At 45.2% G+C, this 17743-nt stretch carries 12 protein-coding genes and 1 riboswitch; of the genes, 10 read left to right on the top strand and 2 right to left on the bottom strand.

All coding sequences use genetic code 11. From position 1 onward, the window contains the following. The first annotated feature begins 8 nt into the window (after positions 1-8). The 7 genes from LF822_RS16485 to LF822_RS16455 all read left to right on the top strand — a co-directional run bounded on the left by LF822_RS16485 (position 9) and on the right by LF822_RS16455 (position 11780). On the top strand, positions 9-968 hold the full coding sequence (locus LF822_RS16485) for a carbohydrate ABC transporter permease (protein ID WP_253925173.1): 960 nt from the start codon (positions 9-11) through the stop codon (positions 966-968). Between the two features lie 194 nt (positions 969-1162). Continuing rightward, positions 1163-4513 (top strand): GH36-type glycosyl hydrolase domain-containing protein, encoded by a 3351-nt coding sequence (locus LF822_RS16480; protein ID WP_253925172.1) that lies wholly within the window; start codon positions 1163-1165, stop codon positions 4511-4513. A 111-nt stretch (positions 4514-4624) separates the two neighbouring features. Continuing rightward, on the top strand, positions 4625-7030 hold the full coding sequence (locus tag LF822_RS16475) for a beta-galactosidase (RefSeq protein WP_253925171.1): 2406 nt from the start codon (positions 4625-4627) through the stop codon (positions 7028-7030). A 27-nt stretch (positions 7031-7057) separates the two neighbouring features. Continuing rightward, positions 7058-8539: a sulfatase family protein gene (locus LF822_RS16470; protein ID WP_253925170.1), complete on the top strand. Its 1482-nt coding sequence runs from the start codon at positions 7058-7060 to the stop codon at positions 8537-8539. After that, the gene (locus LF822_RS16465) at positions 8536-9813 is read left to right on the top strand and encodes a hypothetical protein (protein WP_253925169.1); all 1278 of its coding nucleotides are present in this window, start codon (positions 8536-8538) and stop codon (positions 9811-9813) included. Before LF822_RS16470 ends, LF822_RS16465 begins: the two co-directional genes overlap by 4 nt. Before the next feature lie 241 nt (positions 9814-10054). Further along, positions 10055-10828: an endonuclease/exonuclease/phosphatase family protein gene (locus LF822_RS16460; RefSeq protein WP_253925168.1), complete on the top strand. Its 774-nt coding sequence runs from the start codon at positions 10055-10057 to the stop codon at positions 10826-10828. A gap of 13 nt (positions 10829-10841) precedes the next feature. Then, on the top strand, positions 10842-11780 hold the full coding sequence (locus tag LF822_RS16455; RefSeq protein ID WP_253925167.1) for a formylglycine-generating enzyme family protein: 939 nt from the start codon (positions 10842-10844) through the stop codon (positions 11778-11780). A gap of 50 nt (positions 11781-11830) precedes the next feature. Here LF822_RS16455 and LF822_RS16450 read toward each other — a convergent pair whose 3' ends face one another. Next, positions 11831-12262, bottom strand: a complete 432-nt coding sequence (locus LF822_RS16450) for a hypothetical protein (protein ID WP_371925939.1) — start codon at positions 12260-12262, stop codon at positions 11831-11833. Between the two features lie 349 nt (positions 12263-12611). On the opposite strand from LF822_RS16450, the gene LF822_RS16445 reads away from it, so the two are divergent. The 3 genes from LF822_RS16445 to LF822_RS16435 all read left to right on the top strand — a co-directional run bounded on the left by LF822_RS16445 (position 12612) and on the right by LF822_RS16435 (position 16280). Beyond that, positions 12612-14021 carry a hypothetical protein gene (locus LF822_RS16445; RefSeq protein ID WP_253925166.1) on the top strand — a complete coding sequence of 470 codons (1410 nt, stop codon included), beginning with the start codon at positions 12612-12614 and terminating at the stop codon, positions 14019-14021. A gap of 206 nt (positions 14022-14227) precedes the next feature. Beyond that, positions 14228-15025, top strand: coding sequence for a SurA N-terminal domain-containing protein (locus LF822_RS16440; RefSeq protein ID WP_253925165.1), 798 nt, complete (start codon positions 14228-14230; stop codon positions 15023-15025). A gap of 145 nt (positions 15026-15170) precedes the next feature. Then, positions 15171-15274: riboswitch (purine riboswitch) on the top strand. Positions 15275-15413: 139 nt separating this feature from the next. Next, positions 15414-16280, top strand: coding sequence for a 5'-methylthioadenosine/S-adenosylhomocysteine nucleosidase (locus LF822_RS16435; RefSeq protein WP_253925164.1), 867 nt, complete (start codon positions 15414-15416; stop codon positions 16278-16280). 101 nt (positions 16281-16381) lie between these two features. On the opposite strand, the gene LF822_RS16430 is transcribed toward LF822_RS16435, so the two are convergent. Continuing rightward, entirely contained in the window at positions 16382-17569 is a 1188-nt protein-coding gene (locus LF822_RS16430; protein ID WP_253925163.1) for an NAD(P)/FAD-dependent oxidoreductase, read from the bottom strand. Positions 17570-17743: the final 174 nt, after the last annotated feature.

Here is a 17743-nt window from a genome sequence, read left to right as displayed (position 1 = left end):
GAACGTGTATGCTCGATACGAAGCTGTCTTCTGTGCAGAGAAAAAAAGCAGATAAGTACTTTTCCAAAATGAAAAGCTTCCTGCTCGGCGTACAGGGAAACAATGGTTTTCTATTTAAGATTTGTGTGTACGGGCTGTTAATAGTAATTGGGTTCGTCTATTTGTTTCCTATTATTTACATGAGCTCGTATAGCTTTAAGTCTCTGGAAGACCTGTTAAACCCGTTGATCAGCTGGATACCATCCACCTTCTATATGGAAAATTATGAGGTGGCCTACAGGGTGCTTGATTTGTTTCCCACCCTGATTGAAACGTTGTATGTAACGGTCATTCCTTCCCTTGCGCAGACAGCGGTGGCCGCCGTAATCGGTTATGGGTTTGCCCGTTTTGAATTTCCTTTTAAGAAAATTTTGTTCGGGCTGGTACTGGTTACATTTATCATTCCACCGCAGGTGCTGCTTATCCCGAGGTATGTTTTCTTTAACGAGATGGAGCTGATTGGAAGTATCCTTTCTTTCCTGCTTCCGGCTTTGTTCGGTCAGGGGTTAAACAGTGCCATCTTCATTCTGATTTTCTATCAGTTTTTTAGAATGATTCCTAAAGCTCTGGAGGAAGCAGCTCATTTAGATGGTGCCGGCAACTTCCGAATCTTTCTAACGATTGCCATTCCGATGGCTGTACCCGCGATCATTATATCCTTTCTGTTTTCGTTTGTATGGTATTGGAATGAAACAGCGCTGGCCAGTCTTTATTTCGGAAATGAGCTGACCACACTGCCGATTGAGCTTGGAAAGTTCAATGCGACTTTTGACCAGATGTACACCGGCGATACAGAAGCCGACAATATCAACGAAGGGATAAGCATGGCCGGAACGATGCTGTCTATCCTTCCACTGCTGATTGTATATTTCTTTACGCAGCGCTGGTTTGTTGAAGGAGTAGACCGGTCTGGAATTACAGGTGAATAATCCATCGGTAGTGCGCTGCATGGAAGAAGCTGTGTATCACTGCTTTATTGGAAAATAATTGGACTTTAATTGGGGTGCGTGGAGCGACTCGCTTTTCGTGGTTTCTCTCTTCCCAATTGAGTTTGGCCTGGAATCGGGAGCCCAGCTTTCATTTTTGAAACGTTTCAATGAAACTACTACTGGAGGTATGAGAAGTGACAGTGACAAAAGAATCAATCATTAATTTGACAGCCGGAGATTTACAGTTTTCATTTTTACCAAGCGGCGATCTGACCGAAGTGGTTTATAAGAATATTATGATTAACCAATTAACAGCTAATCCATTGGACGGGTCTCTTAATAATATATACCTGCGTGTTCATAAAGAAGATGGGATTCAGGCTTATCCCCTTCTTGGTGTACATTCCAACAGCGAGACCGCATTTGGAGAAGATCATGCGGTCTGGACAGGAACTGTCGATAACATTAATTATGTAGTAACCTTTTATTTAACAGAACAGCAAGTCTGGTTCTGGGATGTGAAAGTCGAAGGGTATGGGGCAGAGGTGGACGTTGTATACGGCCAGGATCTTGGCATTGCCGATGTCAACGCCTTGAAAAATAATGAAGCCTACATATCCCAATATTTAGACCACCAGGTTTTTGAGGATGACGATAGAGGCTGTATAGTATGTTCACGTCAGAACCAGCAGCAGTCGACCGGATTTCCTTACCTCCAGCAGGGGGCATTGACGGGGACCGTCGGCTACACTACGGACGGCTTTCAATTCTTTGGAAAATCTTATAAAGAGACGAATGAACCGGAAGCCTTAACAGAACCATCCCTTCCAAGTGAAGTGTATCAATATGAATTTGCCTATATGGCTCTGCAGTCAGGGAAGGCAGGATTGTCTGGAGAGCAGCGTTTTACCTTTTACGGATATTTTCTTGAAAATCATGAAAAAGCTGTAACAAGCGCCGACTTTGAGGAGATCATTACCGAAGCCTGGGAGCAGGTGGAGACAAAGGAGCTTTCTGCGGCAGTAAAGGTGGATAAAGTCGAGCGGGCGCCTGGGATTGGAAATTTCCTATCAGGAGACTCGATGACGATTGCGGAGATAGACCAGATTTATCCTAAGCGCCATCAGGAGGAGTGGGACGGAAATACGCTGCTTTCCTTTTTCACAGACACACATAAGCACGTCGTCTTAAAGGAAAAAGAAAATCTGGTGGAACGACCGCACGGCCATATCATTATGTCGGGGGAAAATGATCGATTAAAAGAAAATACGATTACCTCAACGTCGTGGATGTACGGCATCTTCAATGCTCAGCTCGTTGTAGGCAATACCAATTTCAATAAATTGCTGACGAATGCAAGGAACGCACTTAATCTAATGAAAACTTCGGGGCAGCGGATTTACGTAGAAATGGATGGAAGCTATCAGATCCTGACGATGCCTTCCTTATATGAAATGGGCTTTAACTATGCCCGCTGGTATTACAAAAAAGGGGAAGAGACGTTCATTATCACCAGTTATACTACCGTAGATTCTCCGGAGGTCAGACTTACAGTAAAGACTTGCAGTGGCACAGCCTACCGTTGTTTGGTAACGAATCAGTTTGTGATGCATCCGAATGAATATGAAGTGCCTTATCACGTTGTTCAGGAAGGAGCGTCACTAACGGTAACTGCCGATGAAGATTCAATGAGCGCTGAGGTATTTCCTGAACTGGCTTATACTCTGTACGTCGAGGGAGCTGAATTTGAGGTCTCCGATGAACAAAAGCTGGCATCCTCCGTCAAACCAGGATCTGCTTCGCTGGTAGTCTTAGAGCTTGAGGCTTCAAGTGAATGGGAAATGACAGTTCAAGGGCGGCTGCATGGTGAAGAAATCGGAGTTAAAAAACGTTCGGCCGAGGAAGAAATTGAACGTTACCGAGCGTACTATCGCCGCATTATGAACGGGTTTAGACTCTCAGAAAAAGGTGAAGTCACAGAAGAATTCAACAAAGTAAATGCCCTGGCCTGGTGGTATACGCACAATATGCTCGTTCACTTTTCTGTTCCTCACGGGCTTGAGCAGTACAGCGGGGCTGCCTGGGGCACAAGAGATGTATGTCAAGGACCGATGGAATATTTTATGGCCACACAAAACTATGAGTCTGCCAAAGAAATCTTAAAAACCGTCTACAGCCACCAGTTTGAAGAAGACGGCAACTGGCCGCAATGGTTTATGTTCGATAAATATTTTCATATACAGGCAGGAGAAAGCCATGGCGACGTAATTGTCTGGCCGCTGAAGGCTCTGGGAGATTATTTAGCGGCGACGAAGGACTTTGACATTCTGCAGGAGAAATTACCTTATACCAAGCGGGACGCTGGATTTGCTTTAACGAGTGAGACGGAGTCTATCTACGACCATGCGAAGAAAGAAATCGATTATATTAAGAGCCATTTTCTCCATGAGACGTATTTGTCTTCTTATGGAGACGGTGACTGGGATGATACGCTGCAGCCGGCGAATGCTCAGCTGAAAAAATATATGGTCAGCAGTTGGACCGTGGCTCTGACGTACCAGGTGGTGACTAAACTGGCTGACGTCCTGGAATCCTTTGATGAGCAGCACGCTGCAGAGCTCGCCGCTCTAGCTTCAGGGATTGAAAAAGACTTTAAGACTTATATGCTGCAGACAGACGTCCTGCCAGGGTTTGTATATATGGAAAAACCAGGGGAGGCCGAGCTGATGCTTCATCCGAATGATACGACGACCGGCATCGATTACCGGCTGCTGCCGATGCAGCGTGGAATTATCAGCGAGCTTCTGACAGCCGATCAGGCAGAGCACCATTACCGTATCATTAGAGAAAAATTGTACTGCCCGGACGGCGTTCGCTTAATGAACCGGCCGGCAAATTATACCGGAGGAGTAAGCACCCACTTTAAACGAGCAGAGCAGTCTTCGAATTTCGGGAGGGAAATCGGACTGCAGTATGTACATGCCCACATCCGGTTCGTCGAAGCGATGGCGAAGCTGGGCAAGAAGGAGGAAGTATGGCACGGACTTCAGAAAATTAATCCAATCGGCATCCAAAAAGTAGTACCTAATGCAGAAATTAGACAAAGCAATGCTTATTTCAGCAGCTCGGATGGAAAATTCAATACACGTTATGACGCCGAAGCGAATTTTGATAAGCTCAGAGCCGGCACCGTGGCTGTAAAGGGAGGATGGCGCATCTATTCGAGCGGTCCCGGAATTTATATGAATCAGCTGATCTCCAATTGTCTGGGTATTCGTCAGGAAGACGGTGATCTCGTGATCGATCCTGTTCTTCCGGAAGATTTTAATGGGCTGCATTTCGATTTTCAAATCAATGATAAAGCAGTCACCTTTGTTTATTTACTTGGAAAAGGGGAGAAACGCGTCGCCGTTAATGGACAGCGGGTAGAAAATGCGGGGCTTCTAAAAAATACCTATCGTGAAGGCGGGCTGCGCATCGATCAGCAGGAGTTTGAGCGATTGTGCAGTGCGGAAGATAATGTGATCGAAATTTTCCTTCCCTAATGGGGAGGGGAGATAACGCCCTAACGCAAGACGATAGCACCCTAACTCAGTGTGATTACGCCCTAACGAAAGAAATAGCGACTGAACGCTACAGAAGGGAATGAGACTTTAATGATTGAAATTACGGATAAGCAGATTGTAATTGACGGCGAGCCCCAAATGATTATGTGTGGAGAAATTCATTATTACCGGCTCGACCGCTCAGAGTGGCAGGATCGGATCAATAAATTGAAGGAGGCCGGCTGTAACGCCGTCGCCTCCTATGTTCCGTGGCTGTGTCATGAAGAGTTTGAAGGAAGGATCGACTTACAAGGAAAGACACGTCCAGAGCTTGATTTGGAAGGGTTTATAGATCTATGCGTGGAAAATGAGCTTTACTTTTTCCTGCGTCCTGGTCCTTTTATCATGGCCGAAATGAAAAATGAAGGCATTCCTTACTGGGTGATTGATAAACATCCCGAGATTGTTCCTGTGACGTGGGATGGAAAACAGACATTGGCTAAAACCCTCGACTACACCGCGCCTGCTTTTTTACAGGAGACGAAGAAGTGGTATACAGCGGTGATGGAGATCGCGGCTCCAAGACTGCAGCCCAACGGTGGGAATATTATCGGCGTGCAGCTCGATAATGAAGTCGGCATGCTTTCCTGGGTGAGCAACTGCCCGGACTTAACCGACCATGTGCTCGATGATTTTACCGGCTGGCTAAAGATGCGCTACGGTTCATCTGGACTGCAGGCACGCTACCCATTTGATGTAGACGGTAATTATTCAGCCTTTCGCTCTCCTGCGGAAAGCTATGTAACCCAGCTGCACTTCGATCTCGGCTATTATATGCGCCACCGATTTGCCAAATATATTGCGGCATTAAGAAGCTTTGCTGAGGAATTTGATGTAAAGGACATTCCTTTTATCGTTAATATACACGGAACTGATGGAGGGCGCGGCTTTACGTATCCGATCGGAATCAGTCAGCTGTATGAGTCGTATACGCAGGATGAAGGTTATTTATCAGGATCGGATATTTATTTTGGCGATTTAGACATGACTAGTTTTCAAGATTTGTATTTGATTAATGGTTTCATGGATGCTGTACATCGACCGGAACAGCCGTTAACGTCTGTTGAGTTTAACTGCGGGGATGGCAATTTTGGCAATAATTTCAGCGGCCGCATGGATCCTTCGGCAGCTGACTTTAAAGCAAGAATGTGCATCGCCCAGGGGAACAGACTCATTAATTATTATTTAATGACGGGAGGTAAAAACTACCGGTTGAACGATAAGCGTAATGATGGCAACGATCGGATCGCATCTACCGGGGAACGACACGGATTTGCAGCGCCAATCAGCCCAGAGGGAGAACTTAACTATACGTATCCGAGGATGGCGCGCTCCATTCAAACGATCATGGCGGTCTCCGATAAACTTGCGGTAATGGAAGAGGAGCGAGATGATGTCGCATTTGCCTTTATTCCTGATTACTACATGACCGAAGGCTGTTATCCAAACAGCGGGAAAATGAAGGAAATCTATCAAAACATTGAGGCTAACCGATCGACGGCTGCTTGGGAAAATATGGCGCGGGCGATGCTGCTGGCTGGATACAGATACGGATCGGCCGATATCCAAAATCAGCCGGTCGATCCAGAACAGGTATCAGTTTTGGCCGTCCCATCCGCACGTTACATGGCGGCGGATATTCAGGAGAAACTAGCAGTCTATTTAACGAATGGGGGAAGTCTCCTTTTGTATGGAGAGCTGCCGGAATACGATATGGAAGGCAGCCCATGCCGACTGCTGGCAGACGCTTTAGGCGTACAATCAACAGGAATGCGTCTGGCCGGACCTCAGTACGATTTATCAGTTTATGCCGATGGATGGGCAGAGGGGAGAGCGGAGATCCGTGTCCACAAAGCGCAGGTTTTTGAAACTGGCGATAATAGTGAAACGCTTCTCCGCGTTTATGGCACTGATGAAATATGCGGATTTGATGCAAGGGCAGGGAAAGGGAGAGTCATCGTGATCGCAGCTCCATATACGTGTGATATCGATCTTTTTCAAAAGGCGTTAGGAAGGTTAGGTGCTGATCCCCAGCTGACGAACGACAGTGCGTACCATGGCGTGTTCATGACATCTACTGCCAATAAGCAGGGGGAGAGGTTCCTCCACATACTGAATTTGGACAACTTTGATAAGAAGATGCATGTTTTTGAAAAAGGAAGGAAGCTCTTTGATGAGCGGAAGCTTGAACTGCAGGCAAAAGAAGGTGTGATGCTTCCGATTAACATCACGATAGGAGAAACGGTCATTTGTTATGCCACGGCAGAAATAAGAGACAGGCGTACGGATGAAATTCAATTCCGTCTCACTCAATCAGAGGATGTGATTGCCTTGCGAACTGACCGGCAAGTGCTGCCGAGTAAGGAGTATACGGTCCAGCACGAAAATAATTTGACGTATATATTCTCTAAAAAGCATGCCAAAGTTGATGATCAACTTATAGTGAAATTTCAATAAATCCAAAATAAAGAAAGGAAGATTCAAATGAAAATCCTTTATCTCGATATTGATTCTCTACGTCCCGACCATCTTGGTGCTTATGGGTATCATCGCAATACCTCCCCGAACATCGATAAGATTGCAGAAAAAGGGGTGAGGTTTACGAATTATTATGCTTCAGACGCACCGTGTGCCCCTTCAAGAAATGCGCTTTTCAATTCTAGATTTGGCATTCATACGGGCTCGATTAACCATGGCGGTTTGGATGCAGATGTACGTCCAATCGGAGCGGCCCGACCGTTTAACCATCACCACAGTCCTTATCAGGCATGGGTGGAAGAGCTGCGATTTAAAGGTCATCACACCGCGATGATCAGTCCTTTTCCAGGACGTCACGCCAAGTGGAATGTGCTGGAAGGTTTTCTTGAAATGCATGATACCGGCAAGCATGCAGGTGAAACAGCGGACGATGTGTCTAAAGAAGCGCTGCGATGGATTAAAGGACGTGGTACGGAGAAAGACGACTGGTTCCTGTACTTGAATTTCTGGGATCCGCACACGCCTTACCGGACGCCGGAAGAATACGGCAATCCTTTTGAAAATGATCCTGCACCGGACTGGCTGACGGATGAAATCATTGCCGAACACCGCGAAAGCTATGGTCCGATGAGCTCCCGGGAGATTCCTGACCGCAACCAGTGGCCGAATCTGCCGGAGGAAATTGCTTCGGTTGACGATTTTAAGCGGTGGATTGACGGGTATGATACAGCGATCCGTCACGTTGATGATCATATCGGCCAGCTGCTGCAGGCTCTCGAAGAAGAAGGGATTTTGGAAGAAACGACGATTATTATCTCGGCTGATCACGGAGAAAACCAGGGAGAGCTCAATGTGTACGGCGACCACCAGACGGCCGATCACATTACGAGCCGTATCCCGTTAATTATCTCCGGTCCGGACTTAAAACAGGGTCATGTCGATGACGATTTTCATTATCAGCTTGATGTCGGACCGACGTTGATCGATCTCATTGGAGGAACTAAGCAGGAGCGCTGGGATGGGACAAGCTTTCTTCCGGCTATTACAAAAGGGGAAGAGGCAGGCCGTCCGTATCTTGTCGTCAGTCAGGCTGCATGGAGCTGTCAGAGGGGCGTCCGGTTTGACAATTGGATGTTGATCCGTACGTATCATGACGGATTAAAGGATTTCCCTGATTGGATGCTGTTTGATATTGAGAACGATCCTCATGAAACGAACAACCTCTTCGATGAAAAACCTGAAGTGGCAGCAAAAGGAATGAGGCTGCTGGATGAATGGGTGGCCGAGCAGATGGCAACATCAGAATCACCGACGGATCCGATGTGGAATGTTATTCATGAAGGAGGCCCCTTTCATACGCGTGGAAACTATCCCAACTATGTGGAGAGACTTCGTGAAGAAGGACGATATGAAGCCGCCGGCCGATTGGAGAAACGTCATGAAAAATTCCAAACCATTTATAAACGGCAGGGAGGCGTGAACGTTTGACGACTACGACTGATTTATATACTCAATTACCAGACCGTGTGAGGAGATTTTTCGACCGCCAGTATGAAGATGCTTATCGGTTACTGGACGCATCGAGGCACCCGGTCACCGGGCTGTACGCGGACAGTTACCGGACGCTGGAGGATAATCCTGAAGAGAAGTGCTCGATTGCAGCCACAGGTGTTGGAATAATTGGTTTATGTGTAGCGGATATGGAAGGCTGGGAAGACGAAGCAGCAGAAAAGGTTATCACTACGCTGCGGGCGGTTACAGGTAAGATCGACGGCTGTGACCCTGCCCGGGATGAGAGTGCGGGATTTTATGCCCATTTTGTCCATATGGAAACCGGGGAGAATCTTAAATCTGAAATCTCTACAATTGATACGTCGTTACTGGTAGCCGGCGCCTTATTTGCTGGACAGCACTTTAAAGATACTCATCCTGAGATTGACACGATGGCGCGCGCCCTGCTGAAAGAAATCGACTGGAGCATCGTTGTGGCGGATCGGGATAACGGCTCAATTAATATGGTTGTAAAAGACGGCCAGGGCACACTGCCGCTCCCTGCTTACAACGAATATGTATTAGTTGCTCATCTGGCTCTACTCGGACAACCTGAAAATGAAAGCATTCAAGACTTATGGCATAAGAATTTTTCTGAAGATAAGATAGAAGATCTTCCGCAGGTTCACTACCGTGATATTCCTGTATTGACCGATACAAACGGGAAGCGAGGACAGGATTCCTTTTTATCATCATTTGTTCATCAGTTCCCTTTCTATCTTGTCCCTGAATACGCAGAAAGTCCTGTGTATCGCGAGTTTTATAAAAATGCTTGTCTCGCCGATCAATTAAAATGGAAAGAGCTTGAGGACGTTCCTTCTTATGTATGGGGATACGGAGCAGGTCCGAATGACGGATTGCATGGAGGCTATCATGCCGATCAGATTAATAATTCGCCGGGTGATATCGCCTCTGCCTATATTGTTGCGGGATTTTTACCTGTGAACCCTTCTGGCCTTTATGATTTATATGCGCTATATCGCCTGCACCTGCCATACGATACGTATGAGAATCCAGATGATCAGGAAGATGAGAAAAAGCTGAAAGCAGCCTATCGCTTTGGACTACACCGCTGCTCATGGTGGCACATGGAGCAGCCGGTCCGCTGGTATCCGGCGAAAATCACATTAATTGACTGGAGCTCTATGCTTTACGGGCTGACCGCGTATAAAAGGGGTATGTCCTTTTTTACAGACCGGCTGATCCGCTGATAATTGTTAAAGACAGGCTTTATTCGGGAAGTAGATAAGTATGAGTCTATTATCTCTGGAGACAGTCACTGCGTGGACCAGCCATGTCCGACAGTTTCCCCGGATCGTCTTCCCTTATCTATCGATTTTCAGTGCGGGTAGGGTAAACGGGGCAGTCTATTCATGACTGCAGAGACAATGCTTGAGGCTCAACTAGATTATTAGTTGAGCCTTTTATACATAATAGAAAGAAGGTTTGAAAATGGAGTTAAAAATCGGTACCTTCAATATAAGAGTGAATCTTGAACAGGATGGTCTTGATTCGTGGAAGCACCGTGCAGATAAAGTTTCAGCTTTGATTGAGGAACACGATCCAGTGGTGCTCGGCGTTCAAGAAGCCCTGCTTCCCATGACGCAGGATATGGAAACGGCTTTACCTGATTATCGATGGATCGGGGAGGGACGCCGCGGCGGGATGAGCGATGAGTTCTGCCCGATTTTTTATAACCACCGGCTGGTTGAATGTGAGTATGAGGGGCAGTTCTGGCTGTCTGATCAGCCGGAGGTCCCCGGCAGTATCAGCTGGGACAGCGACTTTCCAAGAATATGTACGTGGGGTCACTTTCGCTTCAAGCAGGCGCCCCGCGATGAATTTATTGTTTACAATACGCACCTCGACCATATTAGTTTACAAGCAAGAGAAAAGGGGATTGCGCTGATCTGGGAGAAGATTTATTCTCATTATGTAAGCAGGAAGATTCCGGTGGTTTTAATGGGTGACTTTAACAGCATTCCCCGGGATAGAGCGATCCGATTCATCCGTGGAAAATTATTGGTGCAGGATGCGTTTTCCTCCCTCGAAGCTTTACCGGGGAAAACCTTCCATCAATTTAAAGGCGGAACAGAAGGGGACCCCATTGATTATATTTTTTGTACAACAGATGTGAAGGTAAAAGAAACAGAGATAGACCGCAGACAGATAAAGGGACGCTACCCTTCTGATCACTATCCAGTATTCACAACGTTAGAAGGCTGAAGGAGGAAATACCATGGAGAAAGGAAACAGGCGCCCGTGCTGCCATGCCAGCCGCTCCGATGTGGAGGCGGGAGGAGGTCGCAGCAATTCGCCTAATGAAGTACCGGCAGCTAAGAAAGTAAAGTTAAAAGAAAGAATGGTGTACCTTCCGGGCGGGGAATTCTTAATGGGTACCGAAGATAAAGATGGCTTTCCGTTTGATGGGGAAGGGCCTGTCCGGAAAGTCGAGGTCGATTCTTTTTATATTGATGCCCACACGGTGAGCAATGCTGATTTTCAACAATTCATCAAAGAGACTGGGTACAAAACGGAGGCCGAGCAGTATGGCTGGTCGTTCGTATTTTACCAGTTTATCCCCGATGAACCTGGCTTTCAAGTACAGCAGCTGCCCCAGACACCATGGTGGATCGCAGTAGAAGGAGCTTACTGGTATCAGCCGGAAGGCATTGGGTCAACGATAGAAGATCGGCTGGATCACCCTGTTATTCATGTATCATGGAATGATGCTCTTGCTTTCTGCAATTGGGCAGGAAAAAGACTTCCGACTGAAGCAGAATGGGAATATGCAGCCCGCGGCGGCCTTGAGCAGAAGAAGTATCCCTGGGGCGATGAACTGCACCCGGACGGCGAACATTATTGTAATATTTGGCAGGGGAGATTTCCTCAGGAGAACATAGAAGAAGATGGATACTTCGGCACTGCGCCGGTAACGACCTTTCCAGCAAATGGCTACGGCTTGTATCATGTCGCAGGGAATGTATGGGAATGGTGCGCCGATACGTTTACGGTCCCCGGCAGGGCAAGCCGTGACACAGCTTCAAAAGTAATGAGAGGCGGTTCCTATCTATGCCACCACTCCTATTGCAATCGTTACCGCGTAGCGGCCCGAAGCTCAAACACCATGGACAGTTCAACAGGAAACATGGGTTTTCGATGTGTGGCGGATGCCTAGGTTACACAAAAAACAGCGCTTTTGCCTGCCTTCGCAAAAGCGCTGTTTTTTTATAAGCCTTTGATCAGCATACTGTCTTTTTCCCGTACAAGGTCATAGGAGTCGATCAGCGATTCAGGCACAAGCCGCCGCCCATAGTCCCACGCATTCCTTTCAATCTCCGTTTTAAGTTCTTCAATTTCTTCATCTTCCCCGTACATAAGAGTGCGCAGGTCGTGCTTATGCTTTCTGAATGTTAAAAAATATCCAATCTCATGATAAATCATAATCTGAACGATATTCTTTTCAGATTCATTGATTTTTATTTTTCCTATATATCCGTTTACTTCTAAGTAGTTAAAACTGATCGTATTCGTGGATACGTTAAAGCTCATAGGAGCAGAAAGATTGTTGTTGAATTCGTAATTAATCGATAATTGGTGCTCTTGTAATATATTTTTAATGAGTTCTTCGATGTGCCAGATATAGAGCATCTTCTTCATCACTATCCTTTTTTGTACTTATTTCCTATTAGATAAGTTTAAATATATCCTTGTTTAACCAATATAATAAAATTTTTAGTTAATTGAAACTATTAAAGGTCTTAATAGGAAAAATATACTAATGATGATCCTATATTTTGTGAATAGTCAAGACTTTAAGCATGCCGCACCCTCAGAGAAAATTAAGAGGTATATCTATAGGGGGATTAATGATCGAAGCGTCATCTGGTTCATAAAGAACTTCAATAAGTTGATACTTATTCTCCGGCTGTACGTGCTCAAACATTAGACTCTAACACCAACCGGGCATATAATAGAAGTTATTCATAAGAGTCAGGAGTTTTAAGAAATGAAGAACGGTTCCATGTATGCATATGCCGCCATTGTAAATTTATATATCGTATTGTTCTACATCACCCTTCAGGTGGAGAATGACCTGCTGTTTAACGTATTATCGGTCTTCGGTTTGTTATCTTTGTTGTTCTCGCTGTTTTATTTACCCGGAAGCAAAAGAATGCTTCCTTTATTTTTGATTGGGTTTGCCTTCTTTATTTTAATCATGTCGGATTCGTCCATCACGGAGGGTCTCCTTGAAGGATTCCGGCAGATGACGAGCTTGATTGCGATTCTGCTGATTGTACCGATTATCAGCTGGATTCTTAAGGAAGAGCCTTACATAGAGAAGATTATGTCGTTTGCGGGGAATTCATTAAATACGAGCCGGCGTTTTTACTTCGGTATTATGTTAATTACGCAGATTTTATCATTCTTTCTTTTGTTCGGTTCGATACAGACGGTGTATCAGTTCATCCAGCAGCTGCTTGGCGATCGGAAAGGCGAGGCTTGGGAGAATTTTAAAGGAACGGCGCTCCTGCGTGCTTTTTCCCTTTGTACACTATGGGTTATCAGTATTCCCAGCTTTGTTTTCATTGTCAACTTTCTTGATGCTTCGTTGTGGCTGTCTATGCTTCAGGGAGGCGTGATTTCGCTTTTTGCTGTACTGCTTGCGGTCATGTTCTCTTATTTTGAAGAAAAACATTACCAAATCGATATCAGCTCCGCGCTGAAGGAGGAAATTGAGAAGGCGATAGGATCTGAAGAGAGAGGGAAGCTTAGCCGGGAAGTTGTTGAGTTTGCCAGTCTGTTTGTCCTGATCTTCGGAACGATTTTCTTCCTGCATGGGGTGTTCGGACTGGAAATTCTCGAGATTATTCCGCCAGTAATTATGGTATACACGCTTCTTTATTTTATTGTAAAAAGCAGAACGGTAAGCTTGAGGAAAAATGTAGAGTTTTACTTTACCGAATATACGCAGGGAAAGGCCCAGCAGTTTAGTATATTACTATCGGTCGGGCTGGTGATTGTGGCGCTGAATCTCTCGGGATGGGGAGAAATCATGATTGACGGCATTTTAGTCATGGAAGAAACCATTCCTTTTGTAAATATTCTAACCCTTCTGCCTTTTATTCCTATGGTGCTGAGTTTCTTCGGTATTGGACCGCTCCCGGTGTTGGTACTCGTCGGCGGGGTTCTGCAACACGTATCTCTGCCGTATCCGCCGGAATTGCTTGTTCTGTCGATTACATCAGGCAGTGTGATTTCCGCGCTCCTGTCTCCTTTTATTCTGCCAGCCATTGTGCTCAGCAGTGAGAATGGATTGAGCATCTTTAAAAATGGCTTCCAGTTCAACATTTTGTATGCGGCGGCGTTTTATCTTTTCGTTCAAATGTATTTACAGATCGTTTCTGTGGTACTCTAAGTGTGAGCTTTTGGCATAGAGGGTTTTACACACAATTTCCACATTTAATATATTTTTCACTAATGAGTCTACAAAACCCTTCTATGACGGGGTTTGAGAGTTTGTTTAGAGCTCTAAAGCCCTTTTTTGAGACGATTGAGGTATTTTACATGGGGAGCTCAGATGTTACAATGACAACCATCATGAATCGGAAAGGGGAATACATTTTGAATAAGAAATGGTTATTGAGTTTACTTTTAGCGGCATTTGTTATGTTCCTTGCTGCCTGCAATAGTGATGATTCAGCAGAAGGTGATGAAGGCGGCAGTGAAGAAGAGAATACAGAAGAACAGGAGAGCGGTGAAGGAGAAAGTGAAGGCGAAGGCGAAGGAGAGCAAGCTGAAATGCCTGAACCGGATCTAGAAGACGTTCCTGATGTAGTAGCTGAAGTTAATGGAGAAGAAATCCAAAAAGATGAATTCGAAACAACATATGAAAGCCAATTCCAGCAAATGGCAATGCAGTCTCAAATGTCCGGAGAAGAGGTTGACCAGGATCAGCTGAAGGAACAAACAGCTGAAAGTCTTGTAGGTCAGGAACTTCTAATCCAGGAAGCAGAAAATGAAGGATATGAAGCTTCTGAAGAAGATATTGATGAAACATTGGACGAGCTGGCTCAGCAGAACCAGTTAGAATCTAAAGATGAATTCCTATCAGCCCTTGAAGAGCAGGGCATGAGTGAAGACGAAGTAATGTCTCAGCTTGAAGCAGAAGTAAAAGTTGAGCAGCTTGTAGCCAGCGAAGCTGGAGACATCGAACCGACTGAAGAAGAGCTTGAAGAAGCTTATGAGCAAATGGAAGCCCAGCAAGAGCAAATGGGTGAAGAAGCTGGCGGAGAAATGCCATCTTATGAAGACGCAAAGCCGGATCTAGAAGAGCAAGTGAAGACTACGAAAGAATCTGAAGTAACACAGAAACTTGTTGAAGAACTTCGTGAAGAAGGCGACGTCACAGTTCACCTATAAGATTAAACTTAAGAACCAGGTCCTACTTTGGACCTGGTTTTTTTAATGCTTTTACAAAATACGAACATTTAGTGGCCATTTTTAATTAAAATTCGGATTTTATATTGAGGAGGGGTGCTGGGTTTGCTATAGTAAGGCTCGTATTCATTTTTATATAGTAACAACTCGTATATTCTCGGTAATATGGACCGAGCGTCTCTACCCAGTTCCCGTAGAAAGAACTGGACTACGAGTTAAAGTAACCGGCCGGGGGAGAGCTCTGTCTTACTTTAACCGTAAGTGTGGTTTCGCCCATAAAGACCATATTTCCGCCCATAAAAAGCAGGAGACGCTCCGTTCCACTACCATCACCCAAGAATATACGATACACAACAAGGAGGAGAACAGAATGATTAAGAAAAATGCAGGATTCACCGTTTTTGCATTGCTAGTATTATTCTTATTTGCAGGATGCAGCTCGACTTCACAGAGTGAGGAAGGTGATGAAAAGGACGAGCAGCCGATCCTCGTACAGGGGCCAATGCCGATTGAAGCAGAAGAATTTGCGGAAAGGCTAGACGATGTGGAGGAAGAAACATCAGGAAACTTTGTTTTTTATAAAGGGACTGTGGACGATTATCCGGTCATCGTTGCAAAAACAGGAAAAGGCATGGAGAATACAGCTGCCGCTACCACACTGGCGATTGAAAAATACGATCCAAAAGCAATCATTAACCAGGGTACATCCGGCGGACATGACCCGGACCTTAACGTGTACGATATCGTATTAGGGGAAAGAACAACGAATATCGGTGCGTTGAAAACCGGTGATCGCGATAAAGGAGAAGGAATCGAAGCTACCGAATGGATTCCAATGGATTTAATGGCTTCTGAAGGTAGTGCCGGAGAGGACCCGGATGCTGAGAACATCCGCTATTATAAAGGGGACCAACAATTACTTGAAGCCGCACAGGCAGTAAAAGATACACATGAAGATGGAAAAGTAGTGGAAGGTACAATCGGTTCGGCCGATCTCTGGAACAATGAAGTGGATCGGATTGAGTGGTTCCATGAGAAGTATGAAACGTCTGTAGAAGAAATGGAAGGAGCGGCTGGAGCGCAGATGGCCGACGCCTACGATGTTCCGTACCTGGGTATTCGCATCCTGTCCAACAATAAAACTAATGACGGAGAATACGATCCTGATACTGCACAATCCAATCAAGCTTACGTTTATGAAGTCGTAAAAGAGTACATTTCAACACAGGCTGAATAGAGAGGGTGATTCGCCCAGGTAATTTAACAATTCATCGACACTCTATCCAAAAAAACAACCCTAACCAGTTCCGGCAGGAATCGGTTAGGGTTTGATTGTTGTTACATACGTCCTTTCATCATCCCGTGCCAGTACATCGCAGGTAAACCGTACTTTTTCAACCAATACATGCTTTTTCTTTCTTTCCCCTGGTCGACAGGGAACGTTTCAGAAGGTACATTATTATACTTAAATTCTGCCATTACGAGCGAGTTGTAGCCAGTTACGAGCGGACATGAAGTATAGCCGTTATATTTCTTCCATGGCTGCCGGCCCTTTAACATTGAATACAGGTTAGAGACAACCGCGGGGGCCTGTTTTCGAATGGCGGCCCCCGTTTTGGAGGTTGGAGCACTGGAGGCATCGCCTAAACTGAATATATTTTCGTATTGATTATGCTGCAATGTATAGGGATCAACGTCGACCCATCCAGCATCATTTACTATGGGACTACTTTTTAAAAAGTCTGGTGCACTCATATGAGGTACAACGTGGATCATCTCATAGTTTAATGTTTCTTCTTCGTTGGTCTCTAAATCTTTAAATGTAGCCCTTCTATTCGGACCGTCAATCTTTATTAAATCTTTCTTGAAGTCAGCCTGAATACCGCGCTTTTTAATGATATCGTTTAATGTCGCTGCATATTTATCTACAGAAAAAATAGAAGCATTTGCCGATTGGAAGAAGACTTCTGATTGTTCCCGCACACCTTGTTTACGGAATGCTTCTTCTGCTAAATACATAATCTTCTGCGGGGCTCCTCCACATTTCACTGGGGAATTAGGGTGCGTAAATATCGCCCGTCCTCCTGCAAAGCTGCTTATCAATTCCCATGTATAATCTACATGCTCATATGAGTAGTTGCTGCAAATCCCATATTTTCCTATGCTGCCTTCCAAGCCTTCAATCTTATGCCAGTCGAGCTGAAGACCAGGGCAGACCACTAAGTATTTGTAATAAATGTTAGTGCCCTCTTTCGTCTTCACTAAGTTCTCCTCGGGCTGAATTTCAAAAGCTTGCTCCTGATACCACTCTACGCCTTTAGGAATTAAGCTGGATTCATCGCGCTCTGATTCTTTCTTATCAAACACGCCTGCACCCACCAGGGTCCACAGAGGCTGATAATAGTGTTTTTCTGCTGGATCTACAATGGCAATGTCCAAACTGCTGGATAATTTCTTTAACTGAGACGCGACCGATATTCCTGCTGTTCCACCACCAATTACAAGTACCTGATGAAAATTCAACATTCTACTCCTCCTCAACGGGTTCATATTTAGCGGACATACAGTATTTACATACCCAATTAGGTATACATGAAAACGAGTTCATCTTGTTGAGGGTTTTGTCATTATACCTCCATTATTAATTGACATTGATAATCATTATCAATTAAACTGAAGGCATATCATTAGAAGGAGTGT

Origin of the sequence: Halobacillus sp. A5, assembly GCF_024189315.1 — a bacterium.
Classification (GTDB): Bacteria; Bacillota; Bacilli; order Bacillales; family Halobacillaceae; genus Halobacillus_A.
Note: the sequence above shows the minus strand (reverse complement) of the source record. Positions and strands in the feature narration are given on the sequence as shown.

What these genes read in the sequence shown, in the direction of transcription:
- LF822_RS16485 (WP_253925173.1), top strand. Translation starts at nt 9, where the DNA reads ATGCTCGATACGAAGCTGTCTTCTGTGCAGAGAAAAAAAGCAGATAAG.
- LF822_RS16475 (WP_253925171.1), top strand. Translation starts at nt 4,625, where the DNA reads ATGATTGAAATTACGGATAAGCAGATTGTAATTGACGGCGAGCCCCAA.
- LF822_RS16470 (WP_253925170.1), top strand. Translation starts at nt 7,058, where the DNA reads ATGAAAATCCTTTATCTCGATATTGATTCTCTACGTCCCGACCATCTT.
- LF822_RS16460 (WP_253925168.1), top strand. Translation starts at nt 10,055, where the DNA reads ATGGAGTTAAAAATCGGTACCTTCAATATAAGAGTGAATCTTGAACAG.
- LF822_RS16455 (WP_253925167.1), top strand. Translation starts at nt 10,842, where the DNA reads ATGGAGAAAGGAAACAGGCGCCCGTGCTGCCATGCCAGCCGCTCCGAT.
- LF822_RS16450 (WP_371925939.1), bottom strand. Translation starts at nt 12,262, where the DNA reads ATGAAGAAGATGCTCTATATCTGGCACATCGAAGAACTCATTAAAAAT.
- LF822_RS16445 (WP_253925166.1), top strand. Translation starts at nt 12,612, where the DNA reads ATGAAGAACGGTTCCATGTATGCATATGCCGCCATTGTAAATTTATAT.
- LF822_RS16435 (WP_253925164.1), top strand. Translation starts at nt 15,414, where the DNA reads ATGATTAAGAAAAATGCAGGATTCACCGTTTTTGCATTGCTAGTATTA.
- LF822_RS16430 (WP_253925163.1), bottom strand. Translation starts at nt 17,569, where the DNA reads ATGTTGAATTTTCATCAGGTACTTGTAATTGGTGGTGGAACAGCAGGA.